The organism is Pseudomonas sp. 18058, assembly GCF_902706155.1.
GTDB lineage: Bacteria > Pseudomonadota > Gammaproteobacteria > Pseudomonadales > Pseudomonadaceae > Aquipseudomonas > Aquipseudomonas rustica.
This window is the reverse complement of record NZ_CACSJY010000016.1, coordinates 41,893-63,055: the sequence shown is the minus strand read 5'-3', so window position 1 is coordinate 63,055 and position 21,163 is coordinate 41,893. Positions and strand designations below refer to the sequence as shown.

Here is a 21,163-nt window from a genome sequence, read left to right as displayed (position 1 = left end):
AGTGGGCCGCTGCTTTGTATTGAATTTCGCAGCGGGCCCGAGAGATTACAGATTCCGCAGCGCGGCGACTACTGCGTCGCCCATTTCCTGCGTACCGACTTTGGTGCAACCGGCCGAATAGATGTCGCCCGTGCGCAGACCCTGGTCGAGCACGACGCTGACAGCTTTTTCGATGGCATCAGCCGCATCCTGCAGATTGAAGCTGTAACGCAGCATCATCGAGACCGACAGAATGGTCGCCAACGGGTTGGCGATGCCTTTACCGGCGATGTCCGGAGCGGAACCGTGGCAAGGCTCGTACATGCCCTTGTTGTTGGTGTCCAGCGACGCCGACGGCAGCATGCCGATGGAACCGGTGAGCATCGACGCCTGATCGGACAGGATGTCGCCGAACATGTTGTCGGTGACGATCACGTCGAACTGCTTCGGTGCGCGCACCAGTTGCATCGCGGCGTTGTCGACGTACATGTGGCTCAGTTCGACTTCTGGATAATCCTTGGCCACTTCTTCAACGATTTCACGCCACAGTTGGCTGGACGCCAGCACGTTGGCCTTGTCCACCGAGCAGAGTTTCTTGCCACGCACCATGGCCATGTCGAAACCGACGCGGGCGATGCGGCGGATTTCGCTTTCGCTGTACGGCAGCGTGTCGTAGGACTGACGCTCGCCGTTTTCCAGAGTACGGGTGCCGCGTGGCGCGCCGAAGTAGATGCCACCGGTCAGCTCACGAACGATGAGGATATCCAGACCGGCAACGATTTCCGGCTTCAGGCTCGAAGCCTCGGCCAGTTGCGGGTACAGAATCGCCGGACGCAGGTTGCCGAACAGGCCCAGTTGCGCACGGATTTTCAGCAGGCCGCGCTCAGGGCGGATGTCACGCTCGATGGTGTCCCATTTCGGGCCACCGACGGCGCCCAGCAGTACGGCATCGGCAGCGCGGGCACGGTCGAGGGTTTCGTCGGCCAATGGCACGCCGTGCTTGTCGATGGCCGCGCCACCGATCAGGTCATGGCTCAGCTCAAAGCCCAGGCTGTATTTGTCGTTGGCCAGTTCCAGCACCTTGACCGCTTCGGCCATGATTTCCGGACCAATACCGTCACCTGGGAGAATCAGAATCTGCTTGCTCATGCTTTCCTCGTGTCTTCAGTCGGTGCGCCATCTGAGGCGCGCCCGGAAAAATTCTTAGCGCTCAGCCATCAATACGATTACATCTGTACTGAACGAGCCGTCGGCATCAATTTCAAAATATTCGCGCACTTCGTTGCCCATCGACTGCTGCAACTGACGAATCGCGGCGCGCATCACGTCGGGTGTGCGCATGCGCTCAACCCAGGTGGCGTACTCCAGACGCAGGCGCTGACGCGTAGTGCTACGCACATGCAAACCGGCCTCGCTGACTTGGCGCAACCATTCAGCGGCAGAATAATCGCGCACATGGCTGGTGTCGCGCAGCACTTCGACGCTTTGCAGGTAAGTGTCGAACAACGGACTGCCCGGTGACAACACGTCAACGAACGCCGCCACACCGCCCGGCTTCAGCACCCGACGCACTTCGCGCAGGGCCACACCGAGATCGCTCCAGTGATGCGCCGAATAACGGCTGAACACGAAGTCGAACTCGCCATCGGCAAACGGCAGACGCTCGGCGGCACCGTTGACCGTGGAAATGTTGCCGATACCGCGATCAATCGCAGCGGTGGCGACCACGTCGAGCATTTGCTGCGACAGGTCGTAAGCGACCACTTCCTTGACCAGCGATGCCACGTGAAAACTGACGTGACCGGCGCCGCAACCCAAGTCCAGCACACGAGCCTCGCCCTGCCCGGCCAGCTCAGCCTGTAGCAGCGCGAATTCAGTGCCTTGAGCGTGAACGGCGCTGCTCAGGTAGGCGGCGGCCTGCTCACCGAATTGCTTTTGTACGACCTGGGTGTGTTGGGCGGTGCTGGTCATGGTCACATCCTGATAGTTGTGTTGTTTGGGCTGCCGTCTTCGCGAGCAAGCCCTGACTACATCAATCTCAAATCAATCACGCGTCGCGAAACAACCACGGCTGGCTAACCCGATGCCTGGCCTCAAACGTCGCAATCGCATCACCGTCCTGCAAGGTCAGCCCGATATCGTCCAGACCGTTCAACAGGCAATGCTTACGGAACGCATCAATCTCAAAGCTGTACACCTTGCCATTCGGGCTGGTCACGGTCTGCGCTTGCAGATCGACCTGCAATTGATAACCCGGCTCAGCCTCGACCTGCTTGAACAACTCATCAACCTCAGCGTCGCTCAAGATGATCGGCAGCAAGCCGTTTTTGAAGCTGTTGTTAAAGAAGATGTCGGCGTAGCTCGGCGCGATGATGCTGCGGAAACCGTATTCTTCCAGCGCCCATGGCGCGTGTTCACGGCTGGAGCCGCAACCGAAGTTCTCGCGGGCCAGCAACACGCTGGCGCCTTGATAACGCTCGGCGTTGAGGACGAAGTCCTTGTTCAGCGGACGCTTGGAGTTGTCCTGATACGGTTGCCCGACATCGAGGTAACGCCATTCATCGAACAGGTTCGGGCCGAAACCGGTGCGTTTGATCGACTTCAAAAACTGTTTCGGAATAATTTGGTCAGTGTCGACGTTGGCACGATCCAAAGGCGCGACAAGACCAGTGTGCTGGGTAAAAGCTTTCATGCTGCGCTCCTTAAATCAATTCGCGAACGTCGATGAAACGACCGTTCACCGCTGCCGCCGCCGCCATGGCCGGGCTGACGAGGTGGGTACGGCCACCGGCGCCCTGACGGCCTTCGAAGTTACGGTTGGAGGTCGAGGCGCAATGCTCGCCGGACTCCAAACGATCCGGGTTCATCGCCAGGCACATCGAGCAACCCGGCTCACGCCATTCGAAACCGGCTTCGAGGAAAATCTTGTCGAGACCTTCGGCCTCTGCCTGCGCCTTCACCAGACCCGAACCCGGCACCACGATCGCTTGCTTGATGGTCGATGCGACTTTACGGCCCTTGGCGATCACCGCCGCAGCACGCAAGTCTTCAATGCGCGAGTTGGTGCAGGAGCCGATAAACACGCGATCCAGTTGAATGTCGGTGATCGCCTGATTGGCGGTCAAACCCATGTATTTCAGGGCACGGACGATCGAGTCGCGCTTGACCAGATCCATCTCTTTGGCTGGATCCGGCACGTTCTGATCAACCGCCAAAACCATCTCAGGCGAAGTGCCCCAGCTGACTTGCGGCTTGATCTGCGTAGCGTCGAGCTCAACCAAGGTGTCGAACTTGGCGTCGGCGTCGGACACCAGGTCTTTCCAGGACTCGACGGCCATGTCCCATTCCGCGCCTTTCGGAGCAAATGGACGGCCCTTCACGTAGTCGACAGTCTTCTGATCCGCTGCCACCAAACCTACGCGGGCGCCGGCTTCGATGGACATGTTGCAGATGGTCATGCGGCCTTCAACGGACAAATCGCGGATCGCGCTGCCGGCGAATTCGATGGCGTGGCCGTTACCACCAGCGGTGCCGATTTTGCCGATCACTGCGAGGACGATGTCCTTGGCGGTCACGCCGAACGGCAATTGCCCTTCAACGCGCACCAGCATGTTTTTCATTTTCTTGGCGACCAGGCACTGCGTGGCGAGCACGTGCTCGACTTCGGAGGTGCCGATACCGTGAGCCAAAGCGCCGAATGCGCCGTGGGTCGAGGTGTGCGAGTCGCCGCAGACCACGGTCATGCCCGGCAAGGTCGCGCCCTGCTCCGGGCTGATCACGTGGACGATGCCTTGGCGGACGTCGTTCATCTTGAACTCGACGATGCCGTATTCATCGCAGTTGTCGTCGAGGGTCTGAACCTGCAAACGCGAGACTTGATCGGCAATGGCTTCGATGCCGCCCTTGCGCTCTGGCGTCGTCGGTACGTTGTGATCCGGGGTCGCGATGTTGGCATCGATGCGCCAAGGCTTGCGCCCGGCCAGACGCAGACCTTCAAAGGCTTGCGGCGAAGTCACTTCGTGAATGATGTGACGATCGATGTAGATCAGCGCAGAGCCATCGTCGCGCTGCTTGACCAAATGCGAATCCCAGAGCTTGTCGTAGAGCGTTTTGCCGGCCATCAGACGGTTCCTCATCAGCTTGTTTCTATGCCCCGGGCCTTGAACGTTTCAATAACCCTTTGGCTTGTGAGGTCGATCCTATGGGGTTACATTAAATAACTCAAATTCATATTTTTTATGCTTTGGATAACCAACTGGAATACCACCATGGATCTGGCCAACCTCAACGCTTTTATTGCCATCGCCGAGACCGGCAGCTTCTCCGGCGCCGGCGAACGCTTGCACCTGACGCAGCCGGCGATCAGCAAACGTATCGCCGGTCTGGAGCAGCAACTAAAGGTGCGTCTGTTTGATCGCCTCGGCCGTGAAGTCGGCCTGACCGAAGCCGGCCGCGCCCTGCTGCCACGGGCCTACCAGATTCTCAACGTGCTCGATGACACCCGCCGCGCGCTGACCAACCTGACCGGCGAAGTCAGCGGCCGGCTGACCCTGGCGACCAGTCACCACATCGGCCTGCACCGTTTGCCGCCGCTATTAAGGGAGTTCACCCGCCGTTACCCACAGGTCGCGCTGGATATTCAGTTCCTCGATTCGGAAGTGGCCTACGAAGAGATTCTCCATGGCCGCGCGGAATTGGCGGTGATCACCTTGGCGCCAGAGCCGCATGCGCTGGTCAAAGCCACGCCGGTGTGGGACGACCCGCTGGATTTCGTGGTCGCCCCGGAGCATTCGCTGATCAGCAACGGCGCCGTCAGCCTGGCGGACATTGCCGGCCATCCGGCGGTTTTCCCCGGTGGCAACACATTTACTCACCATATTGTCCAACGACTGTTCGAGGCTCAGGGCCTGACGCCGAACATCGCCATGAGCACCAACTATCTGGAAACCATCAAGATGATGGTCTCGATCGGCCTGGCCTGGAGCGTGCTGCCGCGCACGATGCTCGATGATCAGGTGGCAAGCATCGCTTTGCCGGGCATACAGCTGCGGCGCCAGCTAGGCTATATCTTGCACACTGAACGGACGCTATCGAACGCGGCTCGCGCCTTTATGGCCTTGCTGGACGCACAAATCGATCTGCCAGGGACTCTCGGCTGACTTGTGCTACTCCTATAGAGCCGCGTTTCCCTGTGCCTAACGCATAAACCAGCTCAAGGCCCGTAACCAATGCCCAAATCTGTTGACCGTATCCCGCCGATGCCGCGCATTCAGGCAATTGATCCACGGCATTCCGAGCAGAGCTGGGAAAGTGCGCCGCAATTGCTCGCGGCGCTCAACGGCGCCCGGCTCGGCGCCTGGTATTGGGACATCGAGCGCGGGCAGATCAGTTGGTCGCGGGGCACGCAGGCATTGTTCGGCTTCGATCCACGCCAGCCGCTGCCGGCCGACCTTGAATACCTCGATTTATTGCCTCCGGAAGACCGCGCGAAAACCGTGCGCGCCTTCCACGCGGTGATTGCCGGTGCGCCGCTGGAGCAAGCGATGCACCACCGCATCCAATGGCCCGACGGCAGCCTGCACTGGCTGGAGATCAGCGGGAGTCTGCTGCCGGACAAAAACGGCCGCCCCCGAATGATCGGGGTGATTCGCGAAATCACCCACCAGCGCCAACGCGAGCAAGCGCTGAGCAGCTCGGAGAAACGTTTCGCCACACTATTTCACCTATGCCCCAACATGGTTTTGCTCACCCGCCAGGAAGATGGCTTGATCAGCGAGGCCAATCAGTATTTTGAAAGCCTGTTCGGCTGGCCGGTGCAGAGCGCCATCGGCCGCACCACGCTGGAACTCGGTTTGTGGGTGCATCCCGAACAACGCGCCGAACTGGTCAAAAAGACCAACACCAAAGGCGAACTGATCGCCATGGAAGTGCAGTTCCGTGCGAGCAACGGCCAGATCCACGACGGCATTCTCAGCGCGCAGAAGGTCGAACTGGAAGGCCAACCCTATCTGCTCAGCACCTTCCTCGACACCACCGAACGCAAAGCTGCCGAACACGCGCTGAAGGACAGCCAGGAACGTCTCGACCTCGCGCTGGACTCGGCGCAACTCGGCACGTGGGACTGGCACATCCCCAGCGGCATGCTTTACGGCTCGGCGCGCGCCGCGCAGTTACACGGGCTTGAAGCGAAACCGTTCCATGAATCGTTTGACGAGTTTTTCGAAGGCGTGCCCGGCGAAGAACGCGACAGCATGCGCGACGCCTACCGCTCCCTGCGCGAAGGCCCGGCAGGCAATTATCAACTGACCTATCGCGTGCAACTGCCGGACGGCAGCTCGCGCTATCTGGAAAGCCGCGCCCGCCTCTACCGCGACGACAACGGCGCGCCGCTGCGCATGGCCGGCACGTTGCTCGACATCACCGATCAGGTTGAGCGAGAGCAGCGCCTGGTCGCCTCAGAAGAAAAATTCGCCACGCTGTTCCAGGTCAGCCCCGACCCGATCTGCGTCACGCGCCAGGACAGCGGCGAATTCATCGAGATCAACAACAGCTTTACCCAGACTTTCGGCTGGAGTGCCAGCGACGTGATTGGCCACACTGCCGAAGAAATCGGCCTGTGGGACGCGTCGGCAAAAAGTCTGCAACGCATCGAACGGGTAATTCGCGAACAGGGCCTGAGCAACGTCGCGATCATCGTCCAGCACAAGGACGGCCAGTCGCTGACCTGCGTGATTTCTAGTCGGCAGATCAGCGTCGGCGATCAACCGTGCATCGTCACCACCCTGCGCGACATTACTCAGCAACAACGTTCAGAGGCTGCACTGAAGGCCAGCGAAGAGAAATTCGCCAAGGCGTTTCACTCAAGCCCCGACGCGATCACCATCACCGAACGTGATTCCGGGCGCTATCTGGAAGTTAACGACGGCTTCTGCCGGCTTACCGGTTATCGCGCTGAAGAGGTCGTCGGTAAAACCGTGTATCAGGTCGGCATCTGGGCCGAGGAGAAACAGCGCTCGGCGCTACTCGCCGAGTTACAAATCAAGGGCCGCGTCCACCATCAGGAAATGCTTGGGCGCAACAAGCGCGGGGAAATGCTCACGGTCGAAGTCTCGGTCGAGCCGATCACCCTCAACGAAACCGCGTGCCTGCTGCTGACCGCCCGCGACGTCAGTCTGCTGAAAAATGCCGAAGCACAAATTCGCCATCTGGCTTATCACGATCCACTGACCAACCTGCCCAACCGCGCCTTGCTGATGGATCGCCTGAGCCAGCAGATCGCCCTGCTCAAGCGCCACAACCTGCGCGGCGCCTTGCTGTTTCTCGATCTCGATCACTTCAAGCACATCAACGATTCCCTCGGCCATCCGGTCGGCGACACGGTGTTGAAGATCATCACCGCGCGCCTCGAAGCCAGCGTGCGCATGGAAGACACGGTCGCGCGCCTCGGTGGCGATGAGTTCGTGGTGCTGCTCAGCGGTCTGGAAGGTTCGCGCAACGAAGTCAGTGCGCAAGTGCGCGAACTGGCCGACACCATCCGCGAATTGCTTTCGGAACCGATGTTCCTCGATGGCCAGCGCCTGCAAGTGACGCCGAGCATCGGTGTGGCGCTGATTCCCGATCACGGTTCAACCCCGACCGACCTGCTCAAACGCGCCGACATCGCGCTGTATCGGGCCAAGGATTCCGGGCGCAACACCACGCAGATGTACCACAACACCATGCAGAAAGCCGCCAGCGAGCGGCTGCGCATGGAGACCGATTTGCGTCTGGCGCTGTCGCGCGGTGAATTCAACGTGCACTTCCAGCCGCAGATCGATGCCCGCAACAACCAGATCATCGGCGCCGAAGCGCTGGTGCGCTGGAACCACCCGGAACTCGGCGCGCAATCACCCACCGAATTCATCAAGGTTCTGGAAGACAGCGGCCTGATTCTCGAAGTCGGCACGTGGATCCTCGACGAAGCCTGCGACGCCTTCAAACAGCTGATCGGACTGAAACTGGTCGACCCGCTCAACTTCAGCCTGTGCGTGAACATCAGCCCGCGGCAGTTCCGCCAGAACGACTTCGTCGAACGCATCGAACACAGCATGATCAGCCACGGCTTGCCCTGCTCGCTGCTGAAACTGGAAATCACCGAAGGCATCGTCATCCAGAACCTGGAAGACACCATCAGCAAAATGCGTCGCCTGAAAAAACTCGGCGTGAGCTTCGCCATGGACGATTTCGGCACTGGTTATTCGTCGCTGACGTACCTCAAGCGCTTGCCGGTGGACACGCTGAAAATCGACCAGTCGTTTATTCGTGATGCGACGACGGATCCGAACGATGCCGAGATCATCCGCGCGATCGTGGCGATGGCGCGCAGCCTGGAGCTGGAGGTGATTGCCGAGGGGGTGGAGACGCCGGAGCAGTTGGCGTTTTTGCAGGGATTAGGTTGCCATTTGTATCAGGGTTATCTGCACAGCCGGCCGGTGGCACTGGATGTTTTGAAGGTGTTGCTGGAATAGCGGGCACAAAAAAGGGCGCCGTTGGCGCCCTTTTCATTGCTCGGCTTACTGCAACGCCGGCTTCTGCCCCCCATTGATCGGGATGCGTTTGGCTTTCGCTTCTTCCGGAATCACGCGCAGCAGGTCGATGCTCAGCAGGCCGTTGCTCAGATCCGCTGCCTTGATCTCGATGTGATCGGCGAGGCGGAAGGACAGCTTGAAAGCACGCTGGGCAATGCCCTGATGCAGGAAGGTCACGCCTTCGTTGGCATCACGCTTGCCGCCACTGATGGTCAGCACACCTTTCTCGACTTGCAGTTCCAGGTCTTCTTCCTGGAAACCGGCTGCCGCTACAACGATGCGGTATTGGTCGTCACCGTGTTTTTCTACGTTGTAAGGTGGGTAGCTGCTGCCTGGCTCATTGCGCAGGGCGGTTTCGAACAGGTCGTTAAAACGGTCGAAGCCCACCGAGGAACGGAACAGTGGCGCGAGGGAAAATGCAGTACTCATGGTTCAAATCTCCTGAAAACAATCAGCAAGTTTTTTTGACTCCGCGACCCGAATTCGGCATCGCGTAACCCCTAGATAGGGACCGCTGAATTGTTTTCAAGAGACTGTGTGCAGATTTTTTTCAGGCGGCTTCGGCAACCGGCAAACCCAGCAAACGCGAAACATGATCCGGCTCGGTCTCACGACGCAGCACGGTAAACAGTTCGGTCGCCTCAGGATAATTGCGCGTCAGCATCGCCAGCCATTGCTTCAAACGGCCCGGCGATTGGCGAGCGGTCATCTGTGCTTTGGCTTGCAACCAGAAGTCCTGAATCAGCGGCATCAGTTCCGCCCAAGTCATCTCGACGACTTCTTCACCGGCACGGGCAGCGGCGATTTGTTTGGCCAGATCGGGGCGCGACACCAGACCGCGACCGAGCATGATGTCTTCTACGCCACTGATTTCGCGGCAACGGCGCCAGTCTTCGACGCTCCAGATATCGCCATTGGCGAACACAGGCACCTTGACCACGTCCTGCACACGCGGGATCCACTCCCAGTGCGCCGGCGGTTTGTAGCCGTCCATTTTCGTACGAGCGTGAACCACGATGTGCTCGGCGCCGCCCTCAGCCAATGCGGTGGCGCAGACCAGCGAGCCGTCCGGGCTGTCAAAGCCGAGGCGCATTTTCGCGGTCACCGGAATGTGCGCAGGCACGGCACGGCGCACGTATTCGACGATCTGGTTGAGTAGCTCCGGCTCTTTCAGCAGTACCGCGCCGCCACGGGATTTGTTCACGGTTTTGGCCGGGCAGCCGAAGTTGAGGTCGATCACTTCGGAGCCGAGTTCGCAGGCCAGCGCAGCGTTTTCCGCCAGGCACACCGGGTCGGAACCGAGCAACTGCACGCGCAGCGGCACACCGGAAGCGGTGCGGGCGCCGTTGAGCAGCTCGGGGCCGAACTTGTGGAAGTACGCCGGGGTGAGCAACTGATCGTTGACCCGAATGAATTCGGTCACGCACCAGTCGATGCCGCCAACGCGGGTCAGCACGTCGCGGAGGATGTCGTCGACCAACCCCTCCATGGGCGCCAGAGCAATTTGCATGGGGAAAACACTACTTAAGGAAAAAACGTGCGGCAGTTTACTGGATATCGCGGGAAACCGCAGATCCCTTGTAGGAGCTGCCGAAGGCTGCGATCTTTTGATGTTGTTTTTTATAATCAAGATCAAAAGATCGCAGCCTGCGGCAGCTCCTACAGGGATCGGGTCAGGCCGGGGTCAGGATCGCAGGGCCATAGCCTTCGATAAACTCGGCCGGCATGCGCTTGGGCTTGCCGGTGGACAGTTCGATGCAGACAAACGTGGTTTGCGCGCGCAGCAGCGTGGTGTTGTCGCTTGGGCGGATCAACTGAAAGTGCCGGGTCATCTTCAAGCGCTGATCCCAATCGACGACCCATGTCGCCAATTGCAACTCGTCGCCTTCATACGCCGCTGCCAGATAATCGATTTCGTGGCGCACCACGGCCATCGCCCGATCCAGTCGCCGATATTCAACCAGATCCAGCCCCAGACGCTGCGAGTGGCGCCAGGCACAGCGCTCGAGCCAAGTCACGTAGACCGCGTTATTCGCGTGGCCCAGCCCGTCGATGTCCTCGGCGCCTACTTGCAGATCAATGGTAAACGGCGTTGCCCGATCCCAGCCCATGCCCCACTCCCCGTCAGTTATTCAACCGGGGCAGTGTAACGGAGCTCACGCCGATTGGCGCGCCTGAAGGCTACGGCCGGCGAGCAGTGATAACACGCCATCAATCACGCGCGGGTCGGCGAGCACGAGCTGATGACCACCGCCCTCAAGGCGCAGCAGACGGCTGTCGAACCAGGATTCGTGGATCAGCTGCGACTCTTTGACCGAGACGAAATTGTCGTCCTCGGCGTGCACGATCAGGCCGGGCATATCCAGTTGATAGTGGGCAACGTCAAGGGTCGCGGCGCGCATGCCGACGTCCTGCTCGACCTGACGGATGAAGGCCGAACGCGCTCGCGGTGGCATGCCCATGTAGCGAGCGAATCCGCGCAACACACCAAGAATGCGTGCCGGCGCGGCGATACTGACAAGGGTTTCGGTGCGCAAGCCCAATTGCACGGCGAGCATCGCGCTGGCGCCGCCCATCGAGTGACCGATGACCGCTTGCAGCGGCGGCAATTCGGCGGCAGCTTCGAGCATGGCGCGGGCGAACAGGACGACGTTGGCTTCACGCCCCGGTGAGCGACCGTGTGCCGGGCCATCGAGCGCAACGACGGTGTAACCGGCATCGACGAGCGCCGTGATCAGCGCGGCGAACTGGGTGGGCCGCCCTTCCCAGCCGTGCATCAGCAGCACCGCAGGGCCTTGGCCCCAGCGCAATGCCGAGAGGCCGAAACGCAAGGTGATGCGCTCGGCACTGGCCAACATCGGCAGTTCCCAGTCGCGCAGTGGCAGCGCGCGCGGCGTCATGAACGCCAGACGCATTTTGCTCGCCACTAATTTCGGTGCAAACCAGCCTAAGGTGCCATTAACGCCACGAACCCATTTCAACGTGCTCATCGCTCTCTCCTCAGGCGTGTTGCCTTCAGGTCAACGCACCGCCGACTTGGCAGCGCGCAGCAATCGATCGGATAAATCACCAGGGCCTAGCGCTCTTGCGAGAGCCAGACCACCCACCATCAAGGCCACGTCGGCCAGGGCTTTGTCGGTGTCCTCAGGGCTGGACGCCAACTGCGCAATCATCAATTCCAGGTGTTCGTTCAGCGCGATGCGGAACGATTCCGGCAGACGCCCCAACTCACCGATCGACGCCGGAATCGGGCAGGCCGCTTCGCTGGAATCACGGTGCTTGCGCGACAGGTAGAACGCAGCAACCAGCGCGCGGCGTTCTTCACCGGTCAGTTCGGCATCCATGTCGGCAATCAAGTCGCGACGGCGGCCAAGCAGCTGTTTGAACGCTTCGAGCATCATCGCGTCCTTGCTTTCGAAGTGCGCGTAGAAGCCGCCAACCGTCAGGCCGGCTGCGCCCATCACTTCGCCCACGCTAGGGTCTGCCGGGCCGCGCTGGATCAGTGCAGCGCTGGCAGCCTTGAGGATGCGTTCGCGGGTTTGAGCTTTTTTATCGTTCATCGTTGCCTCCGAATATTACGACTAGAATATTATTCGCATAATAATATTCTGCAAGTCAAGAATGTGACCGCTGGTCTGAAGCACAGTTTAGGAAATAGGAGAATTGGCCAAACGCCAGACAAACAAAAGGGCCATTCAATAATTGAATGACCCTTATAAAATCCCGCAGAGCGGGTAATCGTGGCGTCCCCTAGGGGACTCGAACCCCTGTTACCGCCGTGAAAGGGCGGTGTCCTAGGCCACTAGACGAAGGGGACACAAACCTTCTATACAACTGATCAGTGCTGAGTGCTGATCGATTCAAGGCCGGTGTGGCCAGACCTTGAACTGTAAAATTGGTGGAGCTTAGCGGGATCGAACCGCTGACCTCCTGCATGCCATGCAGGCGCTCTCCCAGCTGAGCTAAAGCCCCGATTTATCGCCTCGCGGCGGAGTGACATCTTGCAACATCACTTCTGTAAAACTGGCGTCCCCTAGGGGACTCGAACCCCTGTTACCGCCGTGAAAGGGCGGTGTCCTAGGCCACTAGACGAAGGGGACGCAAACCCTTCTATACAACAGACCAACACTGAGTGCTGATCGCTTCAAGGCCGGTGTGGCCAGACCTCGAAGTGTAAAATTGGTGGAGCTAAACGGGATCGAACCGTTGACCTCCTGCATGCCATGCAGGCGCTCTCCCAGCTGAGCTATAGCCCCTCATCGTTGATGTCATCGCTGAGGACGGGGCGAATCTTAAGGGCGTATCGAAAGCCTGTCAAACTTATTTTTTAAAAATTTCAAAGTTTTTCGTCGGCATAACAATCACTTACCGCCCTCCCCCCGTAAATTCGGGACTCGGGATGTCACACAGACCTGTAGGAGCTGCCGCAGGCTGCGATCTTTTGACTTTATCTTTTGAAAACAAGATCAAGAGATCGCAGCCTTCGGCAGCTCCTACAGGAAGGCAAAGCGTTTAGGCGATAGCGGCCAGGAGCTTTTCCCACTCTTTGTTTTCTTTCTTCGACACACCGCCCAGCAGGTCAATCGCCTGACGCAGACGGAAACGGGTCAGATCCGGGCCAATGATTTCCATCGCATCGAGCACCGACACCGAACTCGCCTGACCGGTGATCGCCGCAAACATCAGCGGCATCGCGTCACGCAGTTTCAATTCCAGCGATTCAACCACTGCCTGAATCGTTGCGGTGATGTTGTCTTTCTCCCACTGACGCAGGCTTTCGAGCTTCCACAGGATCAACTGCATCAACTGACGAACCTGATCGCCCGAGAGCTTTTTCGATTCGAACAGTTTGGCATCCGGATTGACGCCACCAGCGAAGAAGAATCCCCCCAGCGGTGCAACCTGGCTGAAGGTTTCAACGCGACCCTGCACCAGCGGCGCGATCTTCATCATGTATTCCGGGTTCAAGGCCCAGGTCTGCAAGCGGCTGGCGAACTCTTCCACCGGCAGATCACGCAGCCACTGGCCGTTGAGCCACGACAGCTTCTCGATGTCGAAGATCGGCCCGCCCAGTGAGACACGCTTGAGGTCGAAGTTATCGACCATTTCCTGCAGCGAGAACTTCTCGCGCTCGTCCGGCATCGACCAGCCCATGCGACCGAGGTAGTTGAGCATCGCTTCCGGCATGAAGCCCATGCGCTCGTAGAACGTCACCGAGGTCGGGTTCTTGCGCTTGGACAGCTTGCTCTTGTCCGGGTTACGCAACAGCGGCATGTAGCACAGCTCCGGTTGTTCCCAGCCGAAGTATTCGTACAACAGAATCAGTTTTGGTGCCGATGGCAGCCACTCTTCGCCGCGCAGCACGTGGGTGATGCCCATCAGGTGATCGTCGACCACGTTGGCGAGGAAGTACGTCGGCAGGCCGTCGGTCTTCATCAGCACTTGCATGTCCATGCGATCCCACGGGATCTCGACATCACCACGGAGCATGTCCGGCACCACGCAAACGCCTTCGCTCGGCACTTTCATGCGGATCACGTGGGGTTCGCCGGCGGCCAGACGGGCCGCGACTTCTTCTTTCGACAGTAGCAGCGCGCGGCCGTCGTAGCGCGGGGTTTCGCCGCGAGCCATTTGCTCGGCGCGCATCTGATCGAGTTCTTCAGCGGTGCAGAAGCATGGGAACGCGTGGCCCATTTCAACCAGTTGCTGGCAGTACTTCTGGTAAATATCGCCGCGCTCGCTCTGGCGATACGGGCCGTGCGGGCCGCCAACGTCCGGGCCTTCGCTCCAGTCGATGCCCAACCAGCGCAGGGCGTCGAAGATCTGCTGTTCGGACTCGCGGGTCGAACGCAACTGGTCGGTGTCTTCGATCCGCAGGATGAACTCACCGCCGTGCTGCTTGGCAAAGCAGTAGTTGAACAATGCGATGTAAGCGGTACCTACGTGGGGATCCCCGGTAGGCGATGGCGCGATGCGAGTGCGGACGGTGGTCATGGCATGTCTCGAAAATAATGAAAAGCAAAACAATCAAGCGGCGAATGGTAACAGGCGACACCCGCCCCGCTCCAGCGGGCAGGGCATTTAAGCCAAGTTTGCGTCTGTAAGGCCCGTAAGCCGTGATGAATGGCGGAATATCAACAGATGGCATTTACCGTTTATCGGCTGTATGCCAAATTTGCCTGCTGATAACTTTCCTTACAATTCCTCGACTACAGTTTGCCCCATGCCTGCCCAACTCAAGCGTCGCCTGTTTATTTTCCTGCTGCTCGTCCTGCTGATTGCCGGGGGCTTCTTCGCCCACTGGTTTTTCAAGGGACGTTTTTATGAAAGCACCGACAACGCCTATGTCCAGGGCGAGATCACTCGTGTCTCGAGCCAATTGGGCGCGCGCATCGACGAAGTGCTGGTGCAGGACAATCAGCACGTGGAAAAAGGCCAGTTGCTGGTACGCCTCGAACCGAATGATTTCCGCCTCGCGGTAGACCGCGCCAATGCCGCCCTCGCCACCCGCGAAGCCGAACGCCTGCAAGCGCAAAGCAAACTGACCCAACAATCTAGCCTGATCGCCGCCAGCGATGCGCAAGTAGCGACTACACAAGCGACGCTTGGCCGCTCGCAGATGGATTTGTCGCGCGCTGAAACCTTGCGCAAACCCGGTTACGTTTCCGAAGAACGCGTGACCACCCTCTCCGCCGACGCCCACATTGCTCGTTCGCAAGTGGCTAAAGCACAGGCCGACGCGCAAGGTCAGCGCCAACAGGTCAACGCCCTGAACGCTGAAATCAAACGCCTCGACGCACAGATCGCCAACGCCCACGCCGATATTGCTCAGGCCGAACTCAACCTGACCCGCAGCGAAATCCACGCACCAATCAGCGGCCTCGTTGGCCAACGCGCTGCGCGCAACGGCCAAGTGGTGCAGGCCGGCGCCTATTTGCTGTCGATCGTTCCGGACGAGGACATCTGGGTGCAGGCCAACTTCAAGGAAACCCAGATAGGCCACATGCAGCCGGGACAAAAAGCCGAGCTGACCTTCGATGCCTATGGCGACACGCCGATCGAAGCGCGGGTCGAAAGCCTGTTCGCCGCGTCCGGAGCGCAGTTCAGCCTGTTGCCACCGGACAACGCCACCGGCAATTTCACCAAAGTCGTGCAACGGATTCCGGTAAAACTAACCTTCAAAGCCGATAACCCGCTGCACGGGAAAATCCGTCCGGGCATGTCAGTCACCGCGACCGTAAACATCAAAGACGCCCCTGAAGATGGCCGGTGATTCGCTGATCCGCCCGGTCGGCGAACCGACCCGGCGCGATTGGATCGCGGTGATGAGCGTAATGCTCGGCGCCTTTATGGCGGTGCTCGACATCCAGATCACCAACTCTTCGCTCAAGGATATTCAGGGCGCGCTGTCGGCGACGCTGGAAGAAGGTTCGTGGATTTCCACCTCCTATCTGGTCGCGGAAATCATCATGATTCCGCTGACCGCGTGGCTGGTGCAGTTGCTGTCGGCGCGACGATTGGCTGTGTGGGTGTCGCTGGGCTTTCTGGTGTCCTCGCTACTGTGCTCGATGGCCTGGAGCCTGGAGAGCATGATCGTCTTTCGCGCCATGCAAGGCTTCACCGGCGGCGCACTGATCCCGCTGGCGTTCACCCTGACCTTGATCAAACTCCCCGAACACCACCGCGCCAAAGGCATGGCGATGTTTGCCATGACCGCGACCTTTGCGCCGTCGATCGGCCCGACGCTGGGCGGCTGGCTCACGGAAAACTGGGGCTGGGAATACATCTTCTACATCAACATTCCGCCGGGGCTGATCATGATCGCCGGTTTGATGTACGGGCTGGAGAAGAAAGAAGCGCACTGGGAATTGCTCAAAAGCACCGATTACACCGGCATTCTCACGCTGGGCATCGGCCTCGGTTGCTTGCAGGTTTTTCTTGAGGAAGGCCATCGCAAGGACTGGCTGGAATCGAGCCTGATCGTGACGCTGGGCAGCATTGCGCTGGTGAGTCTGATCACCTTTGTCATCGTGCAGATTTCCAAACCCAATCCGCTGATCAACCTTGGCATTCTGCGTAATCGCAATTTCGGTTTATCGAGTATTTCCAGTCTGGGCATGGGTGTCGGGTTGTACGGCTCGATCTATTTGTTGCCGTTGTACCTGGCGCAGATCCAGAACTACAACGCCCTGCAGATCGGCGAAGTGATCATGTGGATGGGCGTGCCGCAGCTGTTTCTGATTCCGCTGGTGCCGAAGCTGATGAAGATCATTTCGCCAAAATGGCTGTGCACGCTGGGGTTTGGACTGTTTGGTCTGGCGAGTTTTTCGTCGGGAGTGCTCAACCCGGATTTTGCCGGGCCGCAGTTCAATCAGATTCAGATTGTCCGGGCGCTGGGGCAGCCGTTGATTATGGTGACGATTTCGCTGATTGCCACGGCGTACATCCTGCCGCAGGACGCGGGGTCGGCATCGAGCCTGTTCAACATTCTGCGCAACCTTGGCGGTGCGATTGGCATTGCCTTGCTAGCGACGCTTTTGGATGCGCGCACCAAGACCTACTTCGATTATTTGCGCGAGGCGGTAGTGCCGACCAATCCGCAGGTGGCCGAGCGGTTGGCGTCGATGACGGATCGGTTTGGCAGTGACACGGCGGCGTTGGGCAAGTTGAGCGAGATCGTCCATCAGCAGGCGGCGATCATGGCTTACAACGATGCGTTTCACTTTGTCGGGATTGCGCTGGGGATCAGTATGTTGGCGATTCTACTGACCAAAAAGCTCCCGGCGGGGCTAAAGGCCGGCGAATCTCACTGATCCGACTCAATCCTGTAGGAGCTGCCGAAGGCTGCGATCTTTTGACTTTGATTGTAAAAACAAGATCAAAAGATCGCAGCCTTCGGCAGCTCCTACAGGTTTGAAGTCAGGGCGTATTGATCAAACAGCCAAAAGCCGCTCGCGCAGTTTGGCAATCTCATCGCGCATCTGCGCCGCCGCTTCAAACTCCAGATCCCGCGCCAGCTGATACATCTTCTCTTCCAGCGCGCGAATGCGTTTGGTGATCTCGCTCGGCGAGCGCAATTCGGCTTCGTACTTGGCGCTCTCTTCGGCAGCCTTGGCCATGCCTTTGCGCTTCTTGCTGCGCGAGCCCGGCACTGTGGCGCCTTCCATGATGTCGGCGACGTCCTTGAATACGCCTTTCGGGGTGATGCCGTTTTCCAGGTTGAAGGCGATTTGCTTGTCGCGACGTCGTTCGGTCTCGCCAATCGCCCGCTCCATCGAACCGGTCATGCGGTCGGCGTAGAGAATCGCGCGGCCATTGAGGTTACGCGCCGCACGGCCGATGGTCTGGATCAACGAACGTTCGGAACGCAGGAAACCTTCCTTGTCCGCATCGAGAATCGCCACCAGCGACACTTCCGGCATGTCCAGACCTTCACGCAGAAGGTTGATGCCGACCAGCACATCGAACGTGCCGAGGCGCAGGTCGCGGATGATCTCGACGCGCTCAACGGTGTCGATGTCCGAGTGCAAATAACGCACGCGCACGCCGTGATCGGCAAGGTAATCAGTGAGGTCTTCGGCCATGCGTTTGGTCAGCGTAGTGACCAGCACGCGCTCTTCGATCGCTACGCGCTTGGAGATTTCCGACAGCAGATCGTCGACCTGCGTCAGCGCCGGACGCACTTCAATCTGCGGATCGACCAGCCCGGTCGGACGCACCAGTTGCTCGACCACGCGCCCGGCGTGCTCGGCTTCGTAGTTGCCCGGCGTCGCCGAAACGAAAATGGTCTGCGGGCTCACCCCTTCCCACTCATCGAAACGCATCGGCCGGTTATCCAGTGCGGACGGTAGGCGGAAACCATATTCGACTAGGGTTTCCTTACGCGAACGGTCGCCCTTATACATCGCGCCAACCTGCGGCACGCTGACGTGGGATTCGTCGATCACCAGCAAGGCATCCGCCGGCAGATAATCGTAAAGGGTCGGCGGCGCGGCACCGGCCGGACGTCCGGACAGATAGCGCGAGTAGTTTTCGATGCCGTTGCAGTAACCCAGTTCGAGGATCATCTCCAGGTCGAAACGGGTGCGCTGCTCAAGGCGCTGGGCCTCGACCAATTTGTTGTTGCTGCGCAGGTATTCAAGGCGCTCCTGCAATTCGACCTTGATGTGTTCGATGGCGTCGAGCAGGGTTTCCCGTGGCGTCACATAGTGGCTCTTCGGGTAGAACGTGAAGCGCGGCATCTTGCGGATGACTTCGCCGGTCAGCGGATCGAACGCGGAAATGCTTTCGACTTCGTCATCAAACAACTCGATGCGGATCGCTTCCAGATCGGATTCCGCCGGGTAGATGTCGATCACGTCGCCGCGCACACGGAAGGTCGCGCGGGCGAAATCCATGTCGTTGCGGGTGTATTGCAGGTCGGCCAAACGGCGCAGCAATGCGCGCTGATCGAGTTTGTCACCGCGATCGACGTGCAAGACCATTTTCAAATAGGTTTCCGGGCTACCGAGACCGTAGATGCACGACACCGTGGTGACGATGATCGCGTCTTTTCGCTCCAGCAACGCTTTGGTCGCGGACAGGCGCATCTGCTCGATGTGGTCGTTGATCGACGCATCCTTCTCGATGAAGGTGTCGGACGACGGCACATAGGCTTCGGGCTGATAGTAGTCGTAGTAGGAAACGAAGTATTCAACGGCGTTGTTCGGGAAGAACGCCTTGAACTCGCCATACAACTGCGCAGCGAGGGTTTTGTTCGGCGCCAGCACCAGCGTCGGGCGCTGAATCTGCGAGATGACATTGGCGATGCTGAAGGTCTTGCCCGAGCCGGTCACACCGAGCAGCGTCTGGTGCGCCAGCCCGGCTTCGATGCCCTCGACCAATTGGCGGATGGCTTCCGGCTGATCGCCGGCGGGCTCAAAGCGAGTGACGAGCTGGAATTCGGACATATACACCTCTGGGATCGCGGCATTCCGCGCAAAGCGGAGCACCACGGGGACAACCGCAAACGACCGGTGTCGCGCAAGAAAAAACCTGGATTGTGCTCAATGTGGTGGCGATTGCCTCTGCTTTCAAGGCAAACGTCCTACATCCGGTAAAGTCTCTGACACGGCCAATCGACTAACGGTCAAGAAATAATCGCAAAAACTTACCTGAAAAGCCGAATCGCCTGTCGCCATTGCTCGCAGATGGCCTCTATACTAGCTCCCCGTTTGTGCACCGCTCTAGTGCATTCGGCTGGAGCGCCACACGTCCCTCCACTATCCATTAGAGCCGCCGTAATAATGAGCCTGTTCTCCGCTGTCGAAATGGCACCCCGCGATCCAATCCTGGGCCTCAACGAAGCATTCAACGCCGATACCCGGACCACCAAGGTCAACCTGGGCGTTGGCGTTTACTGCAACGAAGAGGGGCGAATTCCACTTCTGCGCGCCGTTATTGAAGCCGAGACGATTCGCGTCGCTCAACACGCTTCGCGCGGTTACCTGCCGATCGATGGCATCGCTGCCTACGACCAGGCCGTGCAGAAACTGCTGTTCGGCAATGACTCGCCGCTGATCAGCGCCGGTCGCGTCATCACCACTCAGGCCGTCGGCGGTACTGGCGCCCTGAAAATCGGTGCCGACTTCCTCAAGCAACTGCTGCCGAACGCCGTCGTGGCGATCAGCGACCCGAGCTGGGAAAACCACCGCGCGCTGTTCGAAACCGCCGGTTTCCCGGTGCAGAACTACCGCTACTACGACGCTGCCACTCACGACGTGAACCGTGCCGGCATGCTCGAAGACCTCAACGCCCTGCCGAACGGCTCGATCGTTATCCTCCACGCTTGCTGCCACAACCCGACCGGCGTCGACCTGACCCCGGCGGACTGGAACAACGTGCTGGACGTGGTTAAAGCCAAAGGTCACGTGCCTTTCCTCGACATGGCGTACCAGGGTTTTGGCGACGGTATCGACGAAGACGCCGCGGCTGTGCGCCTGTTCGCTGAATCCGGCCTGACTTTCTTCGTCTCGAGCTCGTTCTCCAAGTCGTTCTCGCTGTATGGCGAGCGCGTTGGCGCCCTGTCGATCATCAGCGAATCGAAAGAAGAAAGCGCGCGCGTGCTCTCGCAAGTCAAACGCGTGATCCGCACCAACTACTCCAACCCACCGACTCACGGTGCAAGCATCGTCGCCGCCGTGCTGAACAGCCCGGAACTGCGTGCGCAGTGGGAAGCGGAACTGGCTGAAATGCGTCTGCGCATTCGCGGCATGCGTGAGCAGATGGTTGCCCTGCTGGCCGAGAAAGCCCCGGGCCGCGACTTCAGCTTTGTGGGTCGTCAGCGCGGCATGTTCTCCTACTCGGGCCTGACCACTGAACAGGTGCATCGCCTGCGTAACGAGTTCGGCATTTACGCACTGGATACCGGCCGTATCTGTGTGGCTGCGCTGAATCAGAGCAACATCAAGGCTGTGACGGACGCGATCGTTCAGGTCATCTGATAACGCTGCGTGATGAAAAACGGGAAGCCTTGGGGCTTCCCGTTTTTATTTGTCCGAAGGAATGCAACATTCCATCTAAACTGCACACAGATTTAACTGTGGGAGCGGGCTTGCTCGCGAAAGCATCGGCTCAGT

At 59.3% G+C, this 21,163-nt stretch carries 16 protein-coding genes and 4 tRNA genes; 5 read left to right on the top strand and 15 right to left on the bottom strand.

Annotated elements, in window-relative coordinates; translation table 11 throughout:
- Positions 1-45 precede the first annotated feature (45 nt).
- The 4 genes from leuB to leuC all read right to left on the bottom strand — a co-directional run bounded on the left by leuB (position 46) and on the right by leuC (position 4,100).
- Positions 46-1,128 carry a 3-isopropylmalate dehydrogenase gene (leuB, locus tag GVL50_RS11235; protein ID WP_159812952.1) on the bottom strand — a complete coding sequence of 361 codons (1,083 nt, stop codon included), beginning with the start codon at positions 1,126-1,128 and terminating at the stop codon, positions 46-48.
- A gap of 54 nt (positions 1,129-1,182) precedes the next feature.
- A complete protein-coding gene (locus GVL50_RS11230; protein ID WP_159812950.1) occupies positions 1,183-1,950 on the bottom strand; it encodes a class I SAM-dependent methyltransferase in 768 nt (255 codons plus the stop codon).
- Positions 1,951-2,026: 76 nt separating this feature from the next.
- Positions 2,027-2,671: a 3-isopropylmalate dehydratase small subunit gene (gene leuD / locus GVL50_RS11225; protein ID WP_053118928.1), complete on the bottom strand. Its 645-nt coding sequence runs from the start codon at positions 2,669-2,671 to the stop codon at positions 2,027-2,029.
- Between the two features lie 10 nt (positions 2,672-2,681).
- Entirely contained in the window at positions 2,682-4,100 is a 1,419-nt protein-coding gene (leuC, locus tag GVL50_RS11220) for a 3-isopropylmalate dehydratase large subunit (protein ID WP_159812948.1), read from the bottom strand.
- A gap of 147 nt (positions 4,101-4,247) precedes the next feature.
- On the opposite strand from leuC, the gene GVL50_RS11215 reads away from it, so the two are divergent.
- Together GVL50_RS11215 and GVL50_RS11210 are read left to right on the top strand one after the other, a co-directional pair.
- Positions 4,248-5,138 carry a LysR family transcriptional regulator gene (locus GVL50_RS11215; RefSeq protein ID WP_053118923.1) on the top strand — a complete coding sequence of 297 codons (891 nt, stop codon included), beginning with the start codon at positions 4,248-4,250 and terminating at the stop codon, positions 5,136-5,138.
- Between the two features lie 69 nt (positions 5,139-5,207).
- A complete protein-coding gene (locus tag GVL50_RS11210; RefSeq protein WP_159812946.1) occupies positions 5,208-8,486 on the top strand; it encodes a PAS domain S-box protein in 3,279 nt (1,092 codons plus the stop codon).
- A 45-nt stretch (positions 8,487-8,531) separates the two neighbouring features.
- Here GVL50_RS11210 and GVL50_RS11205 read toward each other — a convergent pair whose 3' ends face one another.
- From GVL50_RS11205 to gltX, 10 genes are all read right to left on the bottom strand, one after another.
- Positions 8,532-8,975, bottom strand: a complete 444-nt coding sequence (locus GVL50_RS11205) for an Hsp20 family protein (protein ID WP_159812944.1) — start codon at positions 8,973-8,975, stop codon at positions 8,532-8,534.
- A 121-nt stretch (positions 8,976-9,096) separates the two neighbouring features.
- Positions 9,097-10,056: a tRNA-dihydrouridine synthase gene (locus GVL50_RS11200; protein ID WP_159812942.1), complete on the bottom strand. Its 960-nt coding sequence runs from the start codon at positions 10,054-10,056 to the stop codon at positions 9,097-9,099.
- A gap of 163 nt (positions 10,057-10,219) precedes the next feature.
- Positions 10,220-10,657: a thioesterase family protein gene (locus GVL50_RS11195; RefSeq protein WP_159812940.1), complete on the bottom strand. Its 438-nt coding sequence runs from the start codon at positions 10,655-10,657 to the stop codon at positions 10,220-10,222.
- A gap of 45 nt (positions 10,658-10,702) precedes the next feature.
- Positions 10,703-11,536, bottom strand: coding sequence for an alpha/beta fold hydrolase (locus GVL50_RS11190; protein WP_159812939.1), 834 nt, complete (start codon positions 11,534-11,536; stop codon positions 10,703-10,705).
- A 30-nt stretch (positions 11,537-11,566) separates the two neighbouring features.
- The gene (locus tag GVL50_RS11185) at positions 11,567-12,106 is read right to left on the bottom strand and encodes a TetR/AcrR family transcriptional regulator (protein ID WP_053118906.1); all 540 of its coding nucleotides are present in this window, start codon (positions 12,104-12,106) and stop codon (positions 11,567-11,569) included.
- Between the two features lie 181 nt (positions 12,107-12,287).
- A tRNA-Glu gene (locus tag GVL50_RS11180) sits at positions 12,288-12,363 on the bottom strand.
- Between the two features lie 79 nt (positions 12,364-12,442).
- Positions 12,443-12,518 (bottom strand) — tRNA-Ala (locus tag GVL50_RS11175).
- A 52-nt stretch (positions 12,519-12,570) separates the two neighbouring features.
- A tRNA-Glu gene (locus tag GVL50_RS11170) sits at positions 12,571-12,646 on the bottom strand.
- An 80-nt stretch (positions 12,647-12,726) separates the two neighbouring features.
- Positions 12,727-12,802 (bottom strand) — tRNA-Ala (locus tag GVL50_RS11165).
- 256 nt (positions 12,803-13,058) lie between these two features.
- The gene (gene gltX / locus GVL50_RS11160; protein ID WP_159812938.1) at positions 13,059-14,540 is read right to left on the bottom strand and encodes a glutamate--tRNA ligase; all 1,482 of its coding nucleotides are present in this window, start codon (positions 14,538-14,540) and stop codon (positions 13,059-13,061) included.
- Positions 14,541-14,769: 229 nt separating this feature from the next.
- On the opposite strand from gltX, the gene GVL50_RS11155 reads away from it, so the two are divergent.
- Both GVL50_RS11155 and GVL50_RS11150 read left to right on the top strand, forming a co-directional pair.
- Positions 14,770-15,819: an HlyD family secretion protein gene (locus tag GVL50_RS11155; protein ID WP_159812937.1), complete on the top strand. Its 1,050-nt coding sequence runs from the start codon at positions 14,770-14,772 to the stop codon at positions 15,817-15,819.
- A gap of 49 nt (positions 15,820-15,868) precedes the next feature.
- A complete protein-coding gene (locus GVL50_RS11150) occupies positions 15,869-17,359 on the top strand; it encodes an MDR family MFS transporter (protein WP_178124178.1) in 1,491 nt (496 codons plus the stop codon).
- Positions 17,360-17,479: 120 nt separating this feature from the next.
- On the opposite strand, the gene uvrB is transcribed toward GVL50_RS11150, so the two are convergent.
- Positions 17,480-19,495, bottom strand: coding sequence for an excinuclease ABC subunit UvrB (gene uvrB / locus GVL50_RS11145; protein WP_159812935.1), 2,016 nt, complete (start codon positions 19,493-19,495; stop codon positions 17,480-17,482).
- Between the two features lie 336 nt (positions 19,496-19,831).
- On the opposite strand from uvrB, the gene GVL50_RS11140 reads away from it, so the two are divergent.
- A complete protein-coding gene (locus GVL50_RS11140; protein WP_007913409.1) occupies positions 19,832-21,028 on the top strand; it encodes an amino acid aminotransferase in 1,197 nt (398 codons plus the stop codon).
- Positions 21,029-21,163: the final 135 nt, after the last annotated feature.